The sequence below is a fragment of the Acinetobacter sp. ANC 4470 genome (assembly GCF_002135335.1).
Taxonomy (GTDB): domain Bacteria; phylum Pseudomonadota; class Gammaproteobacteria; order Pseudomonadales; family Moraxellaceae; genus Acinetobacter.
On the sequence record NZ_NEGC01000003.1, the window covers coordinates 40,149 to 60,341 of the forward strand.

Here is a 20,193-nt window from a genome sequence, read left to right on the forward strand (position 1 = left end):
TAAAAATAATATTTTAATTATCACATTATTTAAAAAACATTTTTTTCGTTTTATACTCCATTCCTAAATTATTGATATAAAAATGATGAGCGACTGAAATGGAAATAGTGGATTCGCCTTTTTTTGAACTATCACCCATTGCAATGTGGCTTGAAGACTACAGCGAAATAAAAAAACAATTTGATCTTTGGCGTGAACAGGGTGTCCAAGATCTTTTCAGTTTTTTACTAGAAGATGAATCTCGCATTCTTGAATGTGCAAGAAAAATTAAATTATTAAAAGTAAATTCCAAAACACTTGAACTCTATCAAGCTAAAGACTTTGAACATTTATACCAAAATCTTAATTTGATTTTTAAAGGTGACATGACCAAAAGCCATATCAAGGAACTGGTGGCTTTGTGGAATGGTGAAACTCACTTTTCCAACTCTGCGGTGAACTACACCCTGACGGGTGAACGTCTTGATATTCAGCTCAAAGGAATTGTATTCCCAGAACATGAACATGATTTATCGCTGTTATTGATTACCACTGAAGATATCACACCCTACACTAAAGCCTGCCGTCTTGAAGAACAAAGCCGCCATCTAGCAGAAGCACGCTTTATGTATTCACCGACCTCTCTCTGGGTGGAAGATTTTAGTCGTATCAAAATAAAATTAGATCAAGTCCGTGCTTTAGGGATTGAAGACTTTAAAACTTTTTTAGACGTACATAATGACTTTATTAGTGAATGCATTAAAGATATTGTGATTATTGATGTCAATCAAGCAACACTCAATCTATTTAGCGCTCCAAACAAGGATGTTTTATATAAAAATATACACAAAGTTTTTGCTCAAGAAATGATTCAAACCTTTCGAGAACAATTAATTGAACTTTGGAATGGCAATATTCATCATCATCGGGAAGCCGTCAATTATGCACTTGATGGTAGTATCCGTCATGTGTTGCTGCAATTTACCGTATTTCCAGATTATCTGGATGACTGGGGAATGGTTCAAGTTGCGCTCACCGATATTACCGCTCGGAAAAAGGCTGAAAATTATCTTGAATATTTAGGTAAGCATGATGTGCTGACCAAACTCTATAACCGTGCTTTTTATACAACGGAAATAAATCGTTTAGAACGCAATATGCTACGCCCTGTGTCCTGCATTTTCATGGATATGAATGGGCTAAAGGAACTCAATGACAGTTTAGGACATGATGTCGGTGATGGTTTATTACAACGTATGGGCAATGTCTTAAACCAACTGGTTCAGCAAACGCTTTATTCTGCATGTCGTATTGGTGGAGATGAGTTTGTCGTTCTGTTACCAGGCGCCGATGAAGCTGCACTACAAAATTGTTTGCAAAGTTTGCAAGAGCTGTTACTTGTCGATAATCAATTTCATTCCCACCAACCTCTTAGCCTATCCACTGGCTATGCAACCAACAAAGATGGGGAACGTATGGAAGACATGCTAAAACGTGCCGACATGATAATGTATCAAGAAAAAAGAAATTATTATCTCAACAACAATCGCAGAACAAACAATTCATAATATTTTAAAACTAAAGTCCCATCAAAACACTCAAAGAAAAAGCCATGGTCACACCATGGCTTTTTCTTTGAAAGCTTAACGCTTGCCAAATGAACGTCTAGTTCCACGTGGTGGCATCCATGTACGATCAGCATAACGCTGTGGACGTGGACGAACGTCATCTAACACTTCATCAAGATTTTGCTCAGTTTCTTTTTTAATTGGAAAAGGCAAATTGACCAATGGTTTTTTCTTGGGAGTATTTTGGGTGCTCATATGATTCACTCAATAATTTATGAGTCATATTGTACGGAAAAATACCTTCAAGTGCGAGATCAGATTTACAGACTTTTCATCAGCTCCTATTACTTTACCTCAATTATCAAAAATACTTTTCAAGTATCAAATATGACAAACTTTAACATGCTCAAATTATAGAAATCTTTAGCCACATGTGACATATAAGCATCATTAAAAATAATAATGTATTGAAAAATAAAATAATAAATAAAAATTCCGCTCCTATAATATTGAAACAAATCAACGCTTATTTTTACATCAACACAACTAGATTTATAATTTTTAGTAACATTTTATTTTCCATGCAAATATACAATCCGCATTGTCAAAGAAAAAAACTTATAAACACAAAATGGACATGGAGTCCCTGAATGAAGACGTCGTTACTTTGTATTATGTCATCTCTTGCTGCCCTACCTGCAATAAGCTATGCCGATTCCCCTTATTTTAGTTTAAAAGATGGTGATGGCTTTAAACGCTTTTCGGTTTCTATAGGTGCGCTACATGTTATGCCCCAAGGCAAAGCCCAGCCCTTTCAAATTAATACCGCGGTTAAAAATGGTGAAGTTGCCAAAAATGGTGATATTCAAGTTGATACGGTATTAAACAATCTAAACCCAAATGTTGACCAAGCAGGACTTGCAGCAGCTTTAAAATTTTTGGGATTTTTTACTGGTGGCAATTTACCCGCAGGACTCAGTGGCTCTTCTAAAATTAGTGGTTTAGAGAGCTGGGAAGCACAAGGAACAGGACTTGAAGCAGATGATATTACGACACTGGGCATGATGACCAATTACTTTTTTACTGATCATGTTTCATTTGAAATGAAAGCAGGGATTCCTCCTAAAGTAGACTTGCAAGGGAAAGGAAAAATTTATGCCCCTTTTTCCGCGGTAGCCACACCACAAATTGGCAATCTACCTTTAGAATTTCTCAATATTGATCTCCAGAACGATATTTTTATTACCGATTTAGAAGCACATGGGCCAGTCGCTTCAGCACGTGCTTGGACACCTGCCTTTGAATTCCAATATCACTTTGGTAAAACGGGTGTCAATAAATTCCGTCCTTATGTGGGCTTAGGCCTCATGTATGCTTACTTCAATGAACTGGAAATTAATCCTCGCACAGAGCAAGATTTAATTGCGGCAGGTCATATGATTGCGAATATTAAAGAAGGCAATGCAGGTGCTTCTTTAGAAGGTAAACCAAGTAAGGCTAATCCTAAGGTTGATTTAGAAGCAAGTGATACTATTGCACCCGTAGCAACCGTCGGTTTTACCTATGACTTTAATGAGAAGTGGTTTGCAGTCGGTTCAATATCCTACGCTCACATGAAAAATAAAACTACGATTACCGTCACAGATGCGACCCATGGTGAATTAATTCGATCTCAAGCCGATATTGAAATTAATCCATTATTGGTTTATGCAGGCGTTGGTATTCGCTTCTAAATTATTTCAAGCCAAAGACGACTTCATGTCGTCTTTTTATATTTGAATAAATTTTCCATAACTTAATTTTATCGTTTGTTTAAATTTTATTTAATCGCTTCCCTCTTCATAATCTAATACCATAGCGACATCAGATTTGCATCATGGATGAATTATGTCAGACACACGTTTTTCCAAACCTCTTATTTACATGTTAATTGGAAGTGCACTTATTCTGGCATTATCACTAGGTGTACGTCATGCCTTTGGTTTATATCTGGTTCCAATGAGCCATGAATTTGGCTGGGGACATAATGTCTTTAGTCTTGCCATTGCAATGCAGAACTTAGTTTGGGGTGCTGTACAACCCATCACAGGGGCATTTGCTGACAAATATGGCAGTAAAATTGTCGTTGCTGTAGGCGGTGCGTTATATAGCATCGGCTTATTGCTAATGGCCTTTAGCTCTACAGGCTTAATGCTAAATTTAAGTGTCGGTTTAATTCTAGGTTTAGCACTATCTGCAACTTCATTTCCTGTTTTACTTTCAGCCGTTGGACGAGCAGCCCATCCTGATAAACGTAGCCTTGCCATGGGGATTGCCAGTGCAGCAGGCTCTTTTGGGCAATTTATTATGCTGCCTTCTACCTTACTGCTCTTACAAAATATTGGCTGGTCAGCGGCCTTGGTGGTCAGCTCAATTTTTATTGCCTTAATTATCCCATTGGCATGGATGTTAAAAGCCCCCATGTATGTCGCTCCACATACCTCGACTCAAATCAACAAACCTGCTTTAAGCTTTAAACAGATATTGGTTATTGTCAAAAATCATAAGCCGTTTTGGTTTTTAGCCTTAGGCTTTTTGGTTTGTGGCTTCCAAGTGGTCTTCATTGGCATACATTTACCTGGTTATTTAATCGATCATGGTTTTAATGCAACTACAGGTACTATTTTCCTTGCATTGGTCGGTTTATTTAATATTGTCGGGACATATAGTGCAGGTTGGCTCGGGGGAAGATACTCTAAGCCACATCTACTCATATGGTTATATGGCTTACGTGGGATTGCCATCATCGCTTTTCTACTCCTTCCTTTGAGTGCGTGGACAGTTTATGCCTTTGGTGTCATCATGGGCTTATTATGGTTATCTACCGTACCATTGACCAATGGTATTGTTGCCAATATGTTTGGCGTGAAATACCTCTCCATGCTCAGTGGTCTCGTATTTTTCACTCATCAAATCGGTTCATTTTTTGGTGGCTGGTTAGGTGGTGTCAATCACGATATGACAGGCAACTATAATGCTGTTTGGATATTTTCAATCGCATTAAGTTTACTGGGTATACTGGTACACTTCTTTGTCAATGAGGAGGCAGTGATTCATGACTGATTCGCTCTTAGGCTTTAAAAGCATCATTGCCCTAGTGGTAATTGGATTACTCAGCTTAGCCATTCTATTGTGGCTCAAAACACCGCAACTCTTTGTCTATTTCAATCAAGCTTTTTGCCCACATTAATGCTTTAAAAACAGCAGCTAAAACAGCAGCTAAAACAGCAGCTAAAACAGCAGCTAAAACAGCAGCTAAAACAGCAAAAAATAACTTTATTTTGCTGTTTATATTAAAAGTTTTAAAATCATTTATTTAGATATTTTATTTATTATTTCATAAGCTTAGCAATTATTTTTATTTTATGCTTGGGTCATTTTTGATTAACTTTTTCACAGTAAAACAACTTGAGAAAAAAATGACCAGCCTGACCCAACTATCACAAGCCATTCACGATGCTCCTCGCTGGCATCAAACAGAACAATTTCAAAATCCAGAAGAAATCACCATTACTCCTCTCCATGATAAAGCATTAGGTGCAGTGGTTTTCGGTTTAGATGCACGTAAAGCCCAAGCAGGTGAAACGATTCACCAACTGAAACAAGCTCTTACTGAGCATTTAATCTTAATCTTTAAAAAGCAAAGCTTAGATGATTTTCAATACTTAGCCTTTGCCAGTTATTTTGGCTCTATTTTTCGCCCAAGTGCAGATAATCCCGTACTGGCAACACAGTCTGATACAGGCACCCCACCCGATGTGATTGCTGTATCGAATGCGGTTGGTCAAGGAGATTACACTGGACATGGTGAACTTTCACCACATGCAGATCACCAATGGACACCTCAACCCTCTTTTGGCTCATTACTCTATGCTATAGAACTTCCTGAAAATGGAGGACAAACCTCATGGTTCAATACCATTAAAGCTTATGATGCTTTAGACAAGGACACTCAAAAACAGATTGATCCATTACAACTGATTACCTACAACCCTTTTGCTTGCGCCCAAAATAATAAAGGTACAGGTGGTTATGGCAACACGCCCTATTATCGTTTTAAAGATCAACCGATTATTGGACATGCTTACCCACATCCCTTAGTGCGCACTCATCCTGAATCTGGACGTAAAGCACTTTGGCTCAATACACGTTCAGAAGTAGAATTAGTCAATTATGAAGATCAGGCAGCTAGCGACTTGATTGCGCAATTACGCGAACATATTTTAAAACCTGAATTCCGTTATGAGCATCAATGGGAGCAAGGTGATATTGTATTTGGGGATAACCAAGTAACACTTCATTCACGACGACCGTTCCCTTCAGATCAGCGTCGTTTACTCAAACGCATTAGTTTGGCTGGTGGACGACCTTTCTAAGCCTTTTCCTTTCATTACAGAATGGGCATCTTAGAAAATAAAAATAATACCGTTTCAATATGTTCTTATCTAATGACAAACAAAGTCAATATTAATCTTTCACATGAACATCAATCAATTTTTATGATTCATAAAAAAAAACCCCGCAAGCATTCACTTACGGGCTTTTAATTTAAGACTTAAATCAGACTTAGAACAAACGGTTCATACCATTTAAAGTTGCAACACGATACGCTTCTGCCATGGTTGGGTAGTTGAACGTCGTTTCAACAAAATACTTAATCGTATTGTTACCACTATTCATCACTGCCTGACCAATGTGAATAATCTCTGAAGCATTATTACCAAAGCAATGCACACCTAAAATTTCTAAAGTGTCACGATGGAATAAAATTTTCAATTCACCGACAGTATCACCGGTAATTTGTGCACGTGCCAAATGACGGAAAGATGCTTGACCAACCTCATAAGGAATCTTTTCTTCAGTCAACTGTTGTTCAGTTTTACCAATAGAAGAAATTTCTGGAATGGTATAAATACCCGTCGGAATATCTGTTACTGGTTTAACATCTTTTTCACCACTCATATTTGCACCTGCGCAACGACCTTGGTCATATGCAGCAGAAGCAAGCGATGGCCAACCAATCACATCACCCGCAGCGTAAAAATTTTCCACTTCAGTTTGGTATTGATCATTCACCGTAATTTGACCGCGGCTGTTTGGCGTAATACCGACATTTTCCAGCCCCAAACCATCAGTATTACCCGAACGACCGTTACACCACAAAATGGCATCAGCTTTAATTTTCTTACCGCTTTGTAAATGCATGACAACATGATCATCAAATGTTTCAAGGTGGTCAATTTGTTCGTTGTGACGAATCAACACCCCTTGCTCACGTAAACGGTAAGACAAAGCATCTGAAATTTCATCATCAAGATAACTTAGTAATTTAGGCTGAGTATTAATCAAATCTACTTTATGATCGAGTCCAATAAAGATTGATGCATATTCACAACCAATGACACCTGCACCATAAATAATGATTTTTTGAATTGGAAAATCCAAGTCCAAAATTTTGTCCGAATCAAATACTCGCGGATGATTAAAATCAAGTACAGCTGGACGATATGGACGTGAACCCGTCGCAATCACCAACTGTTTAAAAATAATGGTTTCTTTAATCCCATCATCACTAAAAATCAGTACTGTATTTTTATCTTGGATATATGCACGACCATGATAAATATTAATTCTATTTCGGTCATAAAAACGCGAGTGTGTATCAACCTGTTGTTGAATCACTTTATGTGCATTACGTAATACTTGCTTCATGGTGAACTGTTTCCAGTCGCCCACTTTTTGGAACATTGGATCACGTTGGTAACGAATAATGCTCGATACTGTTTGACGCAATGCTTTACTTGGAATGGTACCCACGTGTGTACAGTTACCACCTAACTGCTCACGCATATCAATAATTGCAACACGCTTGCCTGATTTAGCAAGTTTCATTGCCGCGCCTTCACCAGCAGGGCCTGAACCGAGAACTACCGCATCGTATTTAACGAAAGTTCCACTAACGACCTCTTTTTTACGTGGCATTCAACGCTCCTTTAATCAATTCTATCGCTAATCTTCTGTATATTATGACTTAAACACAGCTCATTTGGTGTATTTACCTAGCATATATTGCATGATAACCACATTTATTAAATGAATACCGTTTTCGCCCTATTTAGACTCAAATTCGCTATAATAAAAAAGCTTTTTTTAGTATCTCCCCCGTCTAAAACAGTGGAAAAGTTGACTATGTCTGAAAACCGTAAACCTGAACAGGGTGTTAAGCTTCGTGGCGCAGAAAAGGTCGCTCGTATACCTGTAAAAGTTATACCTACGGTTGAAACGCCACGTAAACCGGATTGGATTCGCGTCAAAATGGCGGCTCCAGATGAAGTTCAACGAATTAAAACCACTTTACGCGCACAAAAATTACATACTGTTTGTGAAGAAGCAGCTTGTCCAAACTTACCTGAATGTTTCGGTGGTGGTACGGCAACCTTCATGATCATGGGTGATATCTGCACACGTCGCTGCCCATTCTGTGACGTTGCACATGGTCGCCCGAATAAGCTAGATGCTGATGAACCGCGCCATATGGCGGAAACCATCGCTAATCTTAAATTAAAATACGCAGTCATTACTTCGGTTGACCGTGATGATTTACTTGATGGTGGTGCACAACATTTTGTTGATTGTATTCAAGAAGCACGTGCTCTTAGCCCAACAACCTTATTAGAAATTTTAGTACCAGATTTCCGTGGTCGTATGGATATTGCGCTGCGTATTATGACCGAATGTCCGCCAGACGTATTCAACCATAATATTGAAACTGTGCCACGTTTGTATAAGGCGATGCGTCCAGGTTCAGATTATCAGCACTCTCTAAACTTATTAAAAATGTTTAAAGAATACTGCCCTGATATCCCAACAAAATGTGGCTTGATGGTTGGTCTAGGTGAAACTGAAGAAGAAGTGCTGGCACTGCTTGATGACCTTCGTGCACACGATGTTGACTACATCACCATTGGTCAGTATTTACAACCGTCTAAACAGCATGCACCGCTTGACCGTTTTGTAACGCCTGAAGAATTTGAACGCTATACCGCACACGGTCAAAAACTCGGTTTCAGAAATATCTGGGCTGCACCGATGGTGCGTTCAAGCTACTTTGCTGATCGTCAATATTATGGCGAACCCGTTCCAGCGGTACGTCGCAAAGCCGATCCTGCGAAAAAAATTGCCGTACAAACCATCGAAGCTTAATTTACAGCAAATTAAAAACTAAACTGATCTAGCGATGCCAATCTAATCTATTTAGATTGGCATTTTTGTTCTTAAATATTCAAAAATATAGGGTCATAAAAAATCCCCTAGTTAAATAGAGGATTTTTTATGAACGATAGATTAAGCCGCTTGATTCGGCACACCACTATGAAAGCGAAATAAATCATCTGGACTTAAAATTAGATTTTTTTCAACTTCACGAAAGTGTGCAATACGCTGCTGAATATCTTCTTTGGGATTTTTTAACTTTGACGTTTGAGCCACATCCAATGCCAATGCCAGATAATCTTCAAAGTGACGAGATTCAGACTTAAGAAGGTAGCGGTAGTATTTACCTAAGTCTTGATCTACAAGCGGTGCTAGCGCATAGAAACGCTCACATGAACGCGCTTCTACAAAAGCACCAATAATCATAATATCAATTAAAGCTTCAGGCTCATAAGTACGGACTTCTTTACGCAACCCACCCGCATAACGACCTGCACTAATCGATTGCCATTCCTGCCCACGCTTGGTCATCAATTCAAGCACTTGTTCATAGTGCAACATTTCTTCACGCACGAGCTGTGCCAGTTTAATCTGTAAATCTGTAAAAAACGTGTAGCGAAACATCAGGTTCATGGCTGTACCTGCGGCTTTTTTTTCACAATTGGCATGATCCTGCATGAGTAACTCTAAGTTATTTAGCGCTTCACCCAACCATGCTTGAGGTGTTTCACAACCCAAGAAACCAATGACTGGCTTCATGAGTTCATCAAAATTTGTTATCGACATAATACTAAAAACTTATCTTGCTGATTTAATGACAGCTTTCATTTGTTGAACAGCTTGTGCTAAACCCACAAATACAGCATCGGCAATAATAGAATGACCAATATTGAGTTCATGAATTTGCGGAATTTGTGCAATAGGTGTGATATTTTCAAGGTTCAAACCGTGTCCTGCATTTACGACTAAACCTTTGGCTGCCGCATATTCTGCGCCTTGAACAATACGCTCAAGTTCATGTTGCTGTGCTTCAGCGGTTATTGCATCGGCATAAGCGCCTGTATGCAATTCAATCGTTGGTGCACCGCAGGCAATCGCTGCATCAATTTGTGCAATATCGGCATCAATAAACAAAGACACATCACAACCAATTGCCGTCAAGGCTTGTGTCGCTGCTTTGACTTCTTCAAAGTGTCCCAAGACATCCAAACCACCTTCAGTGGTTACTTCTTGGCGTTTTTCTGGAACCAAGCAAACATGTTGCGGCTTAATTTCTTTGGCAAATTCAACCATTTCAGCGGTCACTGCCATTTCCAAATTCATATGTGTTTTCAATAACGGACGCATACGACGGACATCATCATCTTGAATATGACGACGGTCTTCACGTAAATGTAAGGTAATTCCTTCTGCGCCTGCTTGTTCACACATCAATGCAGCATTCACTGGATCTGGATAAGTGGTTCCGCGCGCTTGTCGCAATGTCGCCACATGGTCAATATTTACACCAAGCAATGCAGCCATAACAGTTACCTAACGATGATTAAAATTGAGATTAAGATTGGGATTGAGTATTTTGAATCCACAATTGACGGCTTTTAAGCGGTCGATCGCCCAAAAGAGAGGTGATCATCTGCCGATACAGTTGAGCCAACAATTGTAACTGCTCTCGATTAAAATCCCTACCCTTTTCATAATCACGCATTGAGAGAATTTGCTCTCCTGTTAAAGTTGCACGTGATTGCAGCGCTGTCGGAAGAAAACCATCATTGAGCTGAAATAGATAATGTTGTGTTGCTTGAATATCGTGTTGCTGAGCATCAATCGTAAAATCGAGTGCGTAACCTAAATCTTCTAAAAGCGCATGTTCAAACTGACGTAAAATTTGTCTAAGAAAAAGCTGAGGATTTTCCTGCTGCGCCAGCAATTGTAGTTGTTGTAAAGTTTGATGATAGAGCACAAAAGTCTGCGGCATTTCCACTTCGGCTGGACATAAACGAAGAACAACTTCATTCAAATAAAATCCAGAAAAGAACGCATCACCAAAGAAAAAAACTGGCTGATTAACAATTTCAAGTTTGGTAATGTTTTTAAGATCCGATTTACCTGACGCCTGCAAACAAATCGGTTGATATTGTGGCGGTGGAGTTTGTCTTAAAATACCATCGACACGCCCATGCTCTTGAGTAAACAAATGCACAATATGACTTCGTTCCCGATATTTACGGTGATGAATTAAATAGCCATGCAATATTTCATTGCGCATAAATAATAAAATCTAATCTTTTTTCTTTTTAGAGTCCGTATCTTCGTCTTCATCATCACCATCTGGAATGACTGCACCAACGACAGCAGCAGTGCCTTTCACCACCCCCTTCGTGGTTTTATAAGCAACTTTTACAGGAACAGTAACAAGTTTATGAATACAGCCTTGCAGGAATAAAACACACGCTATAACCGCCAATACTTTCATCATTACTATTCCTATAAAAAGTTACCAAATAAAATTTAGATATCGCTATAACCTAAACTTTTCAATGCACGTTCGTCATCAGACCAACCGCCTTTCACTTTAACCCAAAGTGTCAGCATGATCTTTTGTTCAAACATTTTTTCCATATCAGCACGGGCATCCATACCAATTTTTTTCAACTTCGCGCCTTTTTCACCAATCACAATGGCCTTTTGACCTTGACGATCCACAAAAATAGTCGCATCGATATAAGTACATGCTGGTTTTGGACGACCTGTTTTTTCATTTACAGTGGCTTCTTCAGTCTTGAACGACTCAATTTGCACGGTTAAATCATACGGTAATTCTTCACCCAATTGACGCATGATTTTCTCACGAATCACTTCAGAAGCAAGGAAACGCTCTGAACGGTCGGTAATTTGATCTAGCGCATATAAAGGTGGCTGGAATGGCAAATACTGTTCAATGGTGTCACGTAAATGATCGAGATTCGCACCACGAAGAGCAGAAACTGGAACAATTTCTGCAAAGTTCATTAACTTAGCACGTTCTTGAATCAAAGGTAATGTACTGTTTTTATTTTCAAAGGTATCAATTTTATTGATCACCAAAATAACAGGCATTTCAGCATTCTTTAGTTTTTCCAAAACGAGCTCATCGTTTTGTGTCCACTTTTGTGCATCAATAACAAATAAAACCAAATTTACATCACGCAATGCCGAACTTGCGGCACGGTTCATCATTTTATTGATGGCACGGACTTCTTTTTTGTGCATCCCTGGCGTATCAACAAATACCGCCTGAGATTTTTCACGTGTATCAATACCCACGATTTTATGACGTGTGGTTTGCGGTTTACGTGAAGTAATCGAAAGTTTTTGACCCAAAATATGATTCATCAACGTTGATTTACCAACGTTTGGTCGTCCAACAATCGCAACAAATCCACTTTTAAAATCTGTAGGAATTATTGTACCTTGTGAACTAAAAAAATCATTAATTAGGTCATTGCCGTTGCTTTTCGGCTCGTGATCAGCATCATTGTGATCAGAATGTGTAGTCATTTAGGCTACTTCTCCAATTGTTTTAAAATATCTGCCGCTACTGCTTGCTCAGCAAAGCGACGGCTTGATCCTTCACCATACAATACAGGTAAGCCATCAATAATACATTCCACTTTGAAATGCTGATTGGGAGCATCACCTTGAATATCCACAACATCGTAAACAGGAAGTGGCTTTTTACGTGCTTGTAAATATTCTTGTAAGCGTGATTTAGGATCTTTGAGTTGGTCTGTAGGCTCAATATGGTCTAAATATGGTACATACCATTTTAGTACAATCGCTTGTAAGACTTTTAAATCATCACAATCGACATAAATTGCACCAATAATCGCTTCTACAGTATCAGCAAGAATAGATTCTCGATGATGGCCACCCGATTTCAACTCACCTGTGCTTAAGATCAAACATGGGCCAAGTTTCAAATCGTTTGCAATTTTGCCTAATGCTTCTTGACGTACCAATGTCGCGCGCATACGCGTTAAACGTCCTTCATTTTCATGAGGGTAGGCTTGATACAAATAATGGGCAATGATCATCCCCAACAACGAATCGCCTAGAAATTCTAGGCGTTCATAGTTAGATTTATGACTAACCGATCGATGTGTCAGTGCAAGCTGCAATAATTCAGGTTGTTTGAACTGATAACCGATACGGCTGACTAAGTGCATATCACTTAGTTTGGACTGACCTTTGATCAAAATTTTTCTCGAACTTTAACACTAAATCTATATTGAGTAAGAAAGGCTTTCTTATCTCATAATCTTTTTTAACTTGCAGACCTTCAACATTGGTCACTTGCGCAATCTCATCGAATTTCAGATCGCGTATCCCATTCATATCGAAACGTTGACTCATCTGACTGACAAACTTTGAAGGATCTGTATTGGCAGGGCTATTTTTCAGCAACTCTGCAATCTGACCATCTACCACTCGATCATCCCAATAGGGTCCCCAAACAGCAATCGCAATTTTTACTAAAAAAGCAAAACCAATAATTGCAATTAAAATCCCAATATATGATGCACCTTGTTGATCTTTACGCATTTGTTATTTTTCCAATTCTGCTCAATCAATTTTACCGTTACGACCAAATGACGGTAATTTAAAACCAGGCTCTTTATGCATCCAAATATAGAATGCACGACCTGTTAAGTTTTCTTCTGGTACAAAGCCCCAAAAACGACTATCAGCACTTTGATCTCGATTATCCCCCATCGCAAAGTAATGACCTTTTGGAACTTTGACTTCCCAATATAAACCATTTTCAGCCGAGTATTTACCATTTTCAACATAATTGATAAATGGTGCTTGGCGTGCAACATTCACATCTTCAAGCTCACGCATCGTAAAGGTATGCTTACCCAGTGTTTCTTTATGATAAATCGCTGTTGGCGTATCTAAAATATCTTTTTCACGACTCAATTCAACAGGAACTTTTGCAACTTTCTGGCCATTAATGGTCAGTTGACCATGATCATAAACAATATGATCACCTGGCAAACCGACTACACGCTTAATATAACTAATGGTCGGTTGTGGTGGATAACGGAATACCATCACATCACCACGTTCTGGCTCAGCTACATCAATCACTTTTTTATTAATGATCGGCAAACGCACACCATATTGGTATTTATTCACCAAAATAAAATCACCTGTTTCTAAGGTTGGCACCATAGAATCGGATGGGATGTTAAAAGGTTCATATAAAAATGAACGTAAAATCAGCACGACGGCCAACACTGGCCAAAAATCATAAGCCCATGTGATAATGAAATTTTCATTACCCTTGCCTAGAGTTTGTCTTTGCTTAAAAACAAACTTATCCAACAACCACACCAAGAAGAAAATTAATGTCGCTGGTACAAGGATCAAATTAAAATCAAAATCCATGGGCTTATATCCTCAACCTGATTATCTTTCTACTTTCAATACAGCCAAGAACGCTTCTTGTGGGATTTCAACACTACCCACTTGCTTCATGCGTTTCTTACCTTCTTTTTGTTTAGACAGCAGTTTCTTCTTACGTGAAACGTCACCACCATAACACTTCGCCAATACGTTTTTACGCATTGCTTTGACTGTAGAGCGCGCAATAATTTGTGCGCCAATAGCAGCCTGAATAGCAACATCAAACATTTGACGTGGAATCAACTCTTTCATTTTTTCCACCAGTGCAATACCACGGTGACGTGCATCATTACGATGACAAATCATAGCCAAAGCATCTACTTTTTCACCATTGATTAGAACATCGACTTTTACCAATGACGAACTTTCAAAACGTACAAAGCTATAATCGAGTGATGCAAAACCACGTGAACATGATTTTAAACGGTCAAAAAAGTCCATCACAACTTCAGCTAAGGGAATTTCAAAGGTCAACGATACTTGTTTACCCAAGAACTTCATCTCTTTTTGAACACCGCGACGCTCAACACACAAAGTCATTACGTTACCCAAATATTCTTGAGGAACTAAGATATGACATTCTGCGATTGGCTCACGCAAATCTTCAACCATTGAACCATCAGGCATTTTTGACGGGCTGTCGATATAAATCGTTTCACCATTTTTCATCAACGATTCATAAATTACCGTTGGTGCAGAACTGATCAGGTCTAAATCATACTCACGCTCTAAACGTTCTTGTACGATTTCCATGTGTAGCATACCTAAGAAGCCACAGCGGAAACCGAAACCTAAAGCATCAGAACTTTCTGGTTCAAAGAATAAAGCAGAGTCATTAATTTGTAGCTTATGTAATGCTTCACGGAATGGCTCAAAGTCACTGGCATCAATCGGGAAAAGACCCGCATAAACCTGTGGTTTAACCTTTTTAAAACCTGGCAAAATAGCAACATCAGGCGTAGTTGACAACGTAATGGTATCACCGACTGGTGCACCAAAAATGTCTTTAATACCTGCAATCACAAAGCCAACTTCTCCCGCTTCCAACATACCGGTTTCAGTATGTTTCGGGTTAAAAATACCCACTGAAGTTACAATATGGGTTTGACCTGTTGATTTCACCAACATTTTGTCGCCCTTACGGATACGACCATGCTTGATACGAACTAAGGACACAACGCCTAAATAGTTATCGAACCAAGAATCAACAATCAAAGCTTGTAAAGGAGCATCACGATCGCCCACAGGTGGTGGAATCACATTAACTAGAGTTTCTAAAACACCCTCAACACCCAAGCCTGTTTTTGCAGAACAGGTTGGTGCTTCTGTTGCTTCAATCCCGATAATATCTTCAATCTCTTGAATAACACGTTCTGGTTCAGCTTGAGGTAAATCAATTTTGTTCAAGACAGGAAGAACTTCCAGCCCTTGTTCAAGCGCGGTATAGCAGTTAGCAACCGATTGTGCTTCTACACCCTGTGCAGCATCTACAACAAGTAATGCACCTTCACACGCAGCCAATGAACGCGAAACTTCATAAGAGAAGTCAACGTGTCCCGGAGTATCAATAAAGTTCAGTTGATACTCTTCACCATTTGGGTGGGTATAATAAAGCGTAACTGAAGCGGCTTTAATGGTAATGCCACGCTCACGTTCAATATCCATAGAATCAAGAACTTGAGCTTGCATTTCACGCGCTTGCAGACCACCACAGGTTTGAATAAACCGATCGGCAAGCGTCGATTTACCATGATCGATATGCGCAATAATCGAAAAATTTCGTATATTATTGATATTAACTGACTTTTTAGCAACTGCCATAAACTACTCTAAATCAAAACACACAATCACATACTCATGAATGAACACAGTATTTATGACGTGCAAAAAAGGATATTCCGAAGATGTTACACAGTATAAGCAGTAGATAGTCAAAAATACATAGAGCTTTTAAAAATAGTCCCATTCTTCTACAAAAGTGTCCTACGAATTCCTCCATCGCGATATGAATCGATGAATCACATGACATTAATTGAGTCCGAGCTTTTTGATTTAACTCAAATAGAGTTAGCTACTCACTCTTCAAATCAATCTGGGTAAAATCTAAGGGATTAACATCCTTAGCAAGAGGTTGATACGCTTGGGTAAAAGTCGGTGACATTCTTTTTGCTCGACCTGTTGCAATTTCAACGCAAGCCCATTTGGTATTTCCTGAAAATAAAATAGCCTGATCTTGTGGGCGATAGAAAACATATTGGCGGGATGAATACAATGCATTGATATCATCAAACCATGTTCTTAAAATAATTTTTTCGCCTTTAAACGCAGCTTTACGATATTGCACATGATGCTCCACCGCCACCATCGCATGCTTCAATTCAAGATATTCTTTGAGCCCCAAACCCAAAGAGTCAATATGTGCAGTGGCGACTTCCTGCATCCACTGTATATATACAACATTATTGACATGCCCCAAACTATCAATATGCTCTACTTGAACGGTCATTTCTAAATCAAAAACTGTACTCATATACTTTTACGCCCTTACTCTTTGGAAAATTTCGCCCAAGGTCAAATAGTCTACGTAATTTTGAGTTAGAGTAAAATTGCAAAATATAAAAAAACCACTCATTTTCAGAGTGGTTTTAAATTGCATCAATTCTAAATCAAAACACACATGATGTTATTCAATACGCATGCCCAAAATTGCGCGTTGATCTTGACGAATAATCGAAACACGTGCAATCGAACCTTTCTTTAGCTCAGAAACAGATTTAATAAAATCGTCACTATTGAGAATGGCTTTATTATTAATTTGAGTAATGATATCCCCTGCAACCATACGTGATTGTGCAGCAACCCCTCCCGACTTCACTTCCTGTACCAAAATCCCGCCCTTAACATCCAACTGTGATTGCTCATTGGCGGTTAAATTACGAATCGTGATCCCTAATACAGGCCCTTTTTGTTGCGCTGTTTGTTCTACTTTTGCAGGAGTATCATCGGGAGCCGTCGTTAAGGTCGCGGAGATATTTTGCATTTTATCATCACGTAAAACCTGTAACTGAATGACTTGATTCGGTAAAGTTCGGTTTAAATAATTCAATAAATCCGATGTTCTTGAAATGGCTGAACCATTATATTTTAAGATCACATCACCTGATTTAAAACCGGCCTTAGCTGCAGGTGAATTTGGTATCACTTGTGTAATCAATGAACCTTCTGGTTTGGGTAATTTATAAGATTCAGCAAGGTTACGGTCGATATCTTGTAGCATCACACCTAAATATGAACGCGTTACCTTACCATTTTTCTTCAATTGATCTGCTACATCCATCGCTACATCAATCGGAATAGAAAAAGACAAGCCCATATATCCGCCAGTCCCACTAAAGATTCGTGAGTTGACCCCAACCACTTCACCATTTTGGTTAAACAATGGTCCCCCTGAACTTCCCGGATTCAAAGCAACATCGGTTTGAATAAACGGTACGGAGGTTTCACCCATCATGTTCCGCATTTTAGCACTGACAATCCCTGCAGACGCTGAATAATCAAAACCAAAAGGCGAACCAATAGCCAGTACAGGTTCTCCTACTCGCAGACGGTCAACATTGCCAGTACGTAATTCAGGAAAATTTGAACCCTTTACTTTCAGAAGTGCAACATCTGTACGCTCATCACTGCCAACCACTGTCGCATCAATTTCACGGCGATCATTTAACATAATGGTGACTTTTGACGCATCTTCTACCACATGGTGATTGGTTAATAAATAACCATCCTTACTAATAAAGAATGCACTGCCATAAGATGTTTTTTCTTGTGGTGCTTGTGGCTGTGGAATAACCACTTGATTACCAAAAAAACGGCGCAGAATTTCAGGAACTTGCTGCTGCAATAATTCTTGCTGTGTCATCTTTTTAACGACATTTACGCTGACCACTGCTGGACTGACTTGTTCAACCAAATTAGAAAAGTCGACTGAAGAAGCTGCTTGTATTTGCACCGCTGCCATCGTAAAAACAGCCGCGTATATGCCTTTTTGTACATAGCGATTTTTCATGTAAAGCATTCGCTCCATTGCGTTATTAATATCCGTAAACAGTTTTTAGCATAAAAATTGTTTACCTTAAGTAATAATATGTTTGATTATATTTGTATAAACAATAGCTTAAAGATTACTTGAAATTTTATTGGCTTATTGCTTTTTCTCATCATAAATTAGCATATTCGCTCTTGTTTTTTGAGCAAAAAAGCGTTGTCATTAGCAAACTTTTTTTCAAATTAGCTGATGGACATGTCTAATTTAAACTCAACGCATTATTTTGATGTGATTATTGTGGGAAGTGGCGGTGCAGGTTTAAGTCTGGCTTTATCACTTCCCGATCATTTCAATATTGCAGTTTTGGCAAAATCGACTTTAACAGATGCAAGTACATTTTACGCGCAAGGCGGTGTGGCTGCGGTTCTAGATGAAACCGATTCAATTGAACAGCACATTGATGACACCATGATTGCAGGCGCACATTTATGTGAGTTTGAAGCGGTCAAACAAACAGTAGAAGGTGGAAAACCTTCGGTTGATTTTCTGTTAAAGCATGGCGTTCAATTCACCTTAGATGAACAAGAACAATTGCATTTAACCCGTGAAGGTGGGCATTCACAACGACGCATTATTCACGCAGCAGATGCAACGGGTCGTGCTATTTCAACCACCTTAGTACAACGCGCTGAAGAAAAGAAAAATATTACGATTTTTGAAAACTATATTGCGATTGATCTAATTACTTCACAAAAACTGGGCTTAGAAGATGTAAAGAATCGTGCACTAGGTTTATATGTTCTAGATGAGAAAACTGAAAAAATACATACCTTCTTAGCTCCCTCAATTGCTTTAGCTTGTGGTGGCGCGATGAAAGCATATCTCTATACCTCAAACCCAGATATTGCAACGGGTGATGGTATTGCAATGGCATATCGAGCTGGATGCCGTGTTGCCAATATGGAATTCAATCAGTTCCATCCAACCTGCCTTTATCATCCTCAAGCGCGTTCATTTTTAATTACTGAAGCCATGCGAGGTGAAGGCGCCTATTTACGCCTTCCAGATGGTGAACGTTTCATGCTGCGTTTTGACGAACGCGCTGAACTTGCTCCACGTGATATTGTGGCACGCGCGATTGACTATGAAATTAAACGTTTAGGCATACGTCATGTCTGGCTCGACATCACGCATAAATCTGCCGAATTTGTCAAAGAACATTTTCCAACACTCTATGCACGCTTATTAGAATTGGGCATTGATATCACCAAAGAGATGATCCCTGTCGTTCCTGCGGCTCACTATACTTGTGGTGGCGTTGTGGTCGATCACAACAGTCAGACTGACATCGAAGGACTATATGCCATTGGTGAAACCTCTTATACAGGTTTACATGGGGCTAACCGAATGGCTAGTAACTCACTTTTAGAATGTTTCGTTTATGGCATGAGTGCTGCCAAACATATCGAAAGCCAGTTTATTAGCGACTATGTTTCTCCTAATGTTCCTGCTTGGGATGATTCTCAAGTCACCAATCCAGATGAAGACGTGGTCATTTTACAAAATTGGGATGAACTACGCCAAACCATGTGGAACTATGTCGGCATTGTGCGTACCACCAAACGTTTAGAACGCGCTTTACACCGTATTGAAATGCTTAAAACAGAAATCACCGAATATTATCAAGATTATCAAGTGAGTAAGAACTTAATTGAACTGCGTAATTTAGTTCTAGTATCGGAAATGATTGTTCGTTGTGCTATGGAACGTAAAGAATCACGCGGTCTACATTTTACCTTGGACTATCCTGAACTTGCTCCTGAGCTCCGTAAAACAATATTGCTGCCACCAAACTTTCAGACAGAAACACCCTTAGTAAATGCTGAAGCTATCATTTAAAAA

The 20,193-nt window shown here is 39.1% G+C and carries 20 protein-coding genes; 7 read left to right on the plus strand and 13 right to left on the minus strand.

The window, feature by feature from the left end:
• Nucleotides 1-98 precede the first annotated feature (98 nt).
• Nucleotides 99-1,547: a sensor domain-containing diguanylate cyclase gene (locus B9T25_RS05295; RefSeq protein WP_086187433.1), complete on the plus strand. Its 1,449-nt coding sequence runs from the start codon at nt 99-101 to the stop codon at nt 1,545-1,547.
• Between the two features lie 75 nt (nt 1,548-1,622).
• On the opposite strand, the gene B9T25_RS05300 is transcribed toward B9T25_RS05295, so the two are convergent.
• Nucleotides 1,623-1,802, minus strand: coding sequence for a hypothetical protein (locus B9T25_RS05300; protein WP_086187434.1), 180 nt, complete (start codon nt 1,800-1,802; stop codon nt 1,623-1,625).
• Between the two features lie 395 nt (nt 1,803-2,197).
• On the opposite strand from B9T25_RS05300, the gene B9T25_RS05305 reads away from it, so the two are divergent.
• From B9T25_RS05305 to B9T25_RS05315, 4 genes are all read left to right on the plus strand, one after another.
• Nucleotides 2,198-3,280 (plus strand): OmpW/AlkL family protein, encoded by a 1,083-nt coding sequence (locus tag B9T25_RS05305; RefSeq protein WP_086187435.1) that lies wholly within the window; start codon nt 2,198-2,200, stop codon nt 3,278-3,280.
• Between the two features lie 154 nt (nt 3,281-3,434).
• On the plus strand, nt 3,435-4,649 hold the full coding sequence (locus tag B9T25_RS05310; protein ID WP_086187436.1) for an MFS transporter: 1,215 nt from the start codon (nt 3,435-3,437) through the stop codon (nt 4,647-4,649).
• A complete protein-coding gene (locus B9T25_RS14770) occupies nt 4,642-4,776 on the plus strand; it encodes a hypothetical protein (RefSeq protein WP_265733488.1) in 135 nt (44 codons plus the stop codon). Before B9T25_RS05310 ends, B9T25_RS14770 begins: the two co-directional genes overlap by 8 nt.
• A gap of 229 nt (nt 4,777-5,005) precedes the next feature.
• Complete coding sequence (locus B9T25_RS05315; protein WP_086187437.1) at nt 5,006-5,962, plus strand: TauD/TfdA dioxygenase family protein; 957 nt, start codon at nt 5,006-5,008, stop codon at nt 5,960-5,962.
• A 190-nt stretch (nt 5,963-6,152) separates the two neighbouring features.
• Here the strand turns inward: B9T25_RS05315 and sthA are convergent, their stop codons facing one another.
• Complete coding sequence (gene sthA, locus B9T25_RS05320; RefSeq protein ID WP_086187438.1) at nt 6,153-7,568, minus strand: Si-specific NAD(P)(+) transhydrogenase; 1,416 nt, start codon at nt 7,566-7,568, stop codon at nt 6,153-6,155.
• Between the two features lie 207 nt (nt 7,569-7,775).
• Here sthA and lipA point away from each other — a divergent pair, with 207 nt between their 5' ends.
• Nucleotides 7,776-8,789 (plus strand): lipoyl synthase, encoded by a 1,014-nt coding sequence (gene lipA, locus B9T25_RS05325; protein WP_086187439.1) that lies wholly within the window; start codon nt 7,776-7,778, stop codon nt 8,787-8,789.
• Between the two features lie 141 nt (nt 8,790-8,930).
• Here the strand turns inward: lipA and B9T25_RS05330 are convergent, their stop codons facing one another.
• From B9T25_RS05330 to B9T25_RS05380, 11 genes are all read right to left on the minus strand, one after another.
• Nucleotides 8,931-9,584: a tRNA-(ms[2]io[6]A)-hydroxylase gene (locus B9T25_RS05330; RefSeq protein WP_086187440.1), complete on the minus strand. Its 654-nt coding sequence runs from the start codon at nt 9,582-9,584 to the stop codon at nt 8,931-8,933.
• Between the two features lie 12 nt (nt 9,585-9,596).
• Nucleotides 9,597-10,322 carry a pyridoxine 5'-phosphate synthase gene (gene pdxJ / locus B9T25_RS05335; RefSeq protein WP_086187441.1) on the minus strand — a complete coding sequence of 242 codons (726 nt, stop codon included), beginning with the start codon at nt 10,320-10,322 and terminating at the stop codon, nt 9,597-9,599.
• A gap of 31 nt (nt 10,323-10,353) precedes the next feature.
• A complete protein-coding gene (gene recO, locus B9T25_RS05340) occupies nt 10,354-11,064 on the minus strand; it encodes a DNA repair protein RecO (protein WP_086187442.1) in 711 nt (236 codons plus the stop codon).
• A gap of 12 nt (nt 11,065-11,076) precedes the next feature.
• The gene (locus tag B9T25_RS05345) at nt 11,077-11,274 is read right to left on the minus strand and encodes an NF038104 family lipoprotein (RefSeq protein WP_086187443.1); all 198 of its coding nucleotides are present in this window, start codon (nt 11,272-11,274) and stop codon (nt 11,077-11,079) included.
• A 32-nt stretch (nt 11,275-11,306) separates the two neighbouring features.
• Nucleotides 11,307-12,335, minus strand: a complete 1,029-nt coding sequence (era, locus tag B9T25_RS05350) for a GTPase Era (protein ID WP_086187444.1) — start codon at nt 12,333-12,335, stop codon at nt 11,307-11,309.
• A gap of 5 nt (nt 12,336-12,340) precedes the next feature.
• Nucleotides 12,341-13,033, minus strand: a complete 693-nt coding sequence (gene rnc, locus B9T25_RS05355; RefSeq protein ID WP_086187445.1) for a ribonuclease III — start codon at nt 13,031-13,033, stop codon at nt 12,341-12,343.
• Nucleotides 13,005-13,379: a DUF4845 domain-containing protein gene (locus tag B9T25_RS05360; RefSeq protein WP_086187446.1), complete on the minus strand. Its 375-nt coding sequence runs from the start codon at nt 13,377-13,379 to the stop codon at nt 13,005-13,007. The genes rnc and B9T25_RS05360 overlap by 29 nt, the downstream gene beginning before the upstream one ends.
• Before the next feature lie 21 nt (nt 13,380-13,400).
• Entirely contained in the window at nt 13,401-14,228 is an 828-nt protein-coding gene (gene lepB / locus B9T25_RS05365) for a signal peptidase I (RefSeq protein ID WP_086187447.1), read from the minus strand.
• 21 nt (nt 14,229-14,249) lie between these two features.
• Entirely contained in the window at nt 14,250-16,067 is a 1,818-nt protein-coding gene (gene lepA, locus B9T25_RS05370) for a translation elongation factor 4 (protein WP_086187448.1), read from the minus strand.
• Nucleotides 16,068-16,317: 250 nt separating this feature from the next.
• Nucleotides 16,318-16,776 (minus strand): acyl-CoA thioesterase, encoded by a 459-nt coding sequence (locus B9T25_RS05375; protein ID WP_086187449.1) that lies wholly within the window; start codon nt 16,774-16,776, stop codon nt 16,318-16,320.
• Nucleotides 16,777-16,929: 153 nt separating this feature from the next.
• Nucleotides 16,930-18,312 (minus strand): Do family serine endopeptidase, encoded by a 1,383-nt coding sequence (locus B9T25_RS05380; RefSeq protein WP_086187450.1) that lies wholly within the window; start codon nt 18,310-18,312, stop codon nt 16,930-16,932.
• Between the two features lie 228 nt (nt 18,313-18,540).
• Between B9T25_RS05380 and nadB the strand changes: the two genes are divergently transcribed.
• Nucleotides 18,541-20,190, plus strand: a complete 1,650-nt coding sequence (nadB, locus tag B9T25_RS05385; RefSeq protein WP_171262732.1) for an L-aspartate oxidase — start codon at nt 18,541-18,543, stop codon at nt 20,188-20,190.
• Nucleotides 20,191-20,193 lie beyond the last annotated feature (3 nt).

Bases quoted from the DNA above. Each gene is read 5' to 3' on its own strand.
- B9T25_RS05295 (WP_086187433.1), top strand. From the start codon at position 99: ATGGAAATAGTGGATTCGCCTTTTTTTGAACTATCACCCATTGCAATG.
- B9T25_RS05380 (WP_086187450.1), bottom strand. From the start codon at position 18,312: ATGAAAAATCGCTATGTACAAAAAGGCATATACGCGGCTGTTTTTACG.
- B9T25_RS05375 (WP_086187449.1), bottom strand. From the start codon at position 16,776: ATGAGTACAGTTTTTGATTTAGAAATGACCGTTCAAGTAGAGCATATT.
- recO (WP_086187442.1), bottom strand. From the start codon at position 11,064: ATGCGCAATGAAATATTGCATGGCTATTTAATTCATCACCGTAAATAT.
- B9T25_RS05305 (WP_086187435.1), top strand. From the start codon at position 2,198: ATGAAGACGTCGTTACTTTGTATTATGTCATCTCTTGCTGCCCTACCT.
- lipA (WP_086187439.1), top strand. From the start codon at position 7,776: ATGTCTGAAAACCGTAAACCTGAACAGGGTGTTAAGCTTCGTGGCGCA.
- era (WP_086187444.1), bottom strand. From the start codon at position 12,335: ATGACTACACATTCTGATCACAATGATGCTGATCACGAGCCGAAAAGC.
- B9T25_RS05310 (WP_086187436.1), top strand. From the start codon at position 3,435: ATGTCAGACACACGTTTTTCCAAACCTCTTATTTACATGTTAATTGGA.
- pdxJ (WP_086187441.1), bottom strand. From the start codon at position 10,322: ATGGCTGCATTGCTTGGTGTAAATATTGACCATGTGGCGACATTGCGA.
- B9T25_RS05300 (WP_086187434.1), bottom strand. From the start codon at position 1,802: ATGAGCACCCAAAATACTCCCAAGAAAAAACCATTGGTCAATTTGCCT.
- B9T25_RS05315 (WP_086187437.1), top strand. From the start codon at position 5,006: ATGACCAGCCTGACCCAACTATCACAAGCCATTCACGATGCTCCTCGC.
- B9T25_RS05345 (WP_086187443.1), bottom strand. From the start codon at position 11,274: ATGATGAAAGTATTGGCGGTTATAGCGTGTGTTTTATTCCTGCAAGGC.
- B9T25_RS14770 (WP_265733488.1), top strand. From the start codon at position 4,642: ATGACTGATTCGCTCTTAGGCTTTAAAAGCATCATTGCCCTAGTGGTA.
- lepA (WP_086187448.1), bottom strand. From the start codon at position 16,067: ATGGCAGTTGCTAAAAAGTCAGTTAATATCAATAATATACGAAATTTT.
- lepB (WP_086187447.1), bottom strand. From the start codon at position 14,228: ATGGATTTTGATTTTAATTTGATCCTTGTACCAGCGACATTAATTTTC.
- B9T25_RS05360 (WP_086187446.1), bottom strand. From the start codon at position 13,379: ATGCGTAAAGATCAACAAGGTGCATCATATATTGGGATTTTAATTGCA.
- B9T25_RS05330 (WP_086187440.1), bottom strand. From the start codon at position 9,584: ATGTCGATAACAAATTTTGATGAACTCATGAAGCCAGTCATTGGTTTC.
- sthA (WP_086187438.1), bottom strand. From the start codon at position 7,568: ATGCCACGTAAAAAAGAGGTCGTTAGTGGAACTTTCGTTAAATACGAT.
- nadB (WP_171262732.1), top strand. From the start codon at position 18,541: ATGGACATGTCTAATTTAAACTCAACGCATTATTTTGATGTGATTATT.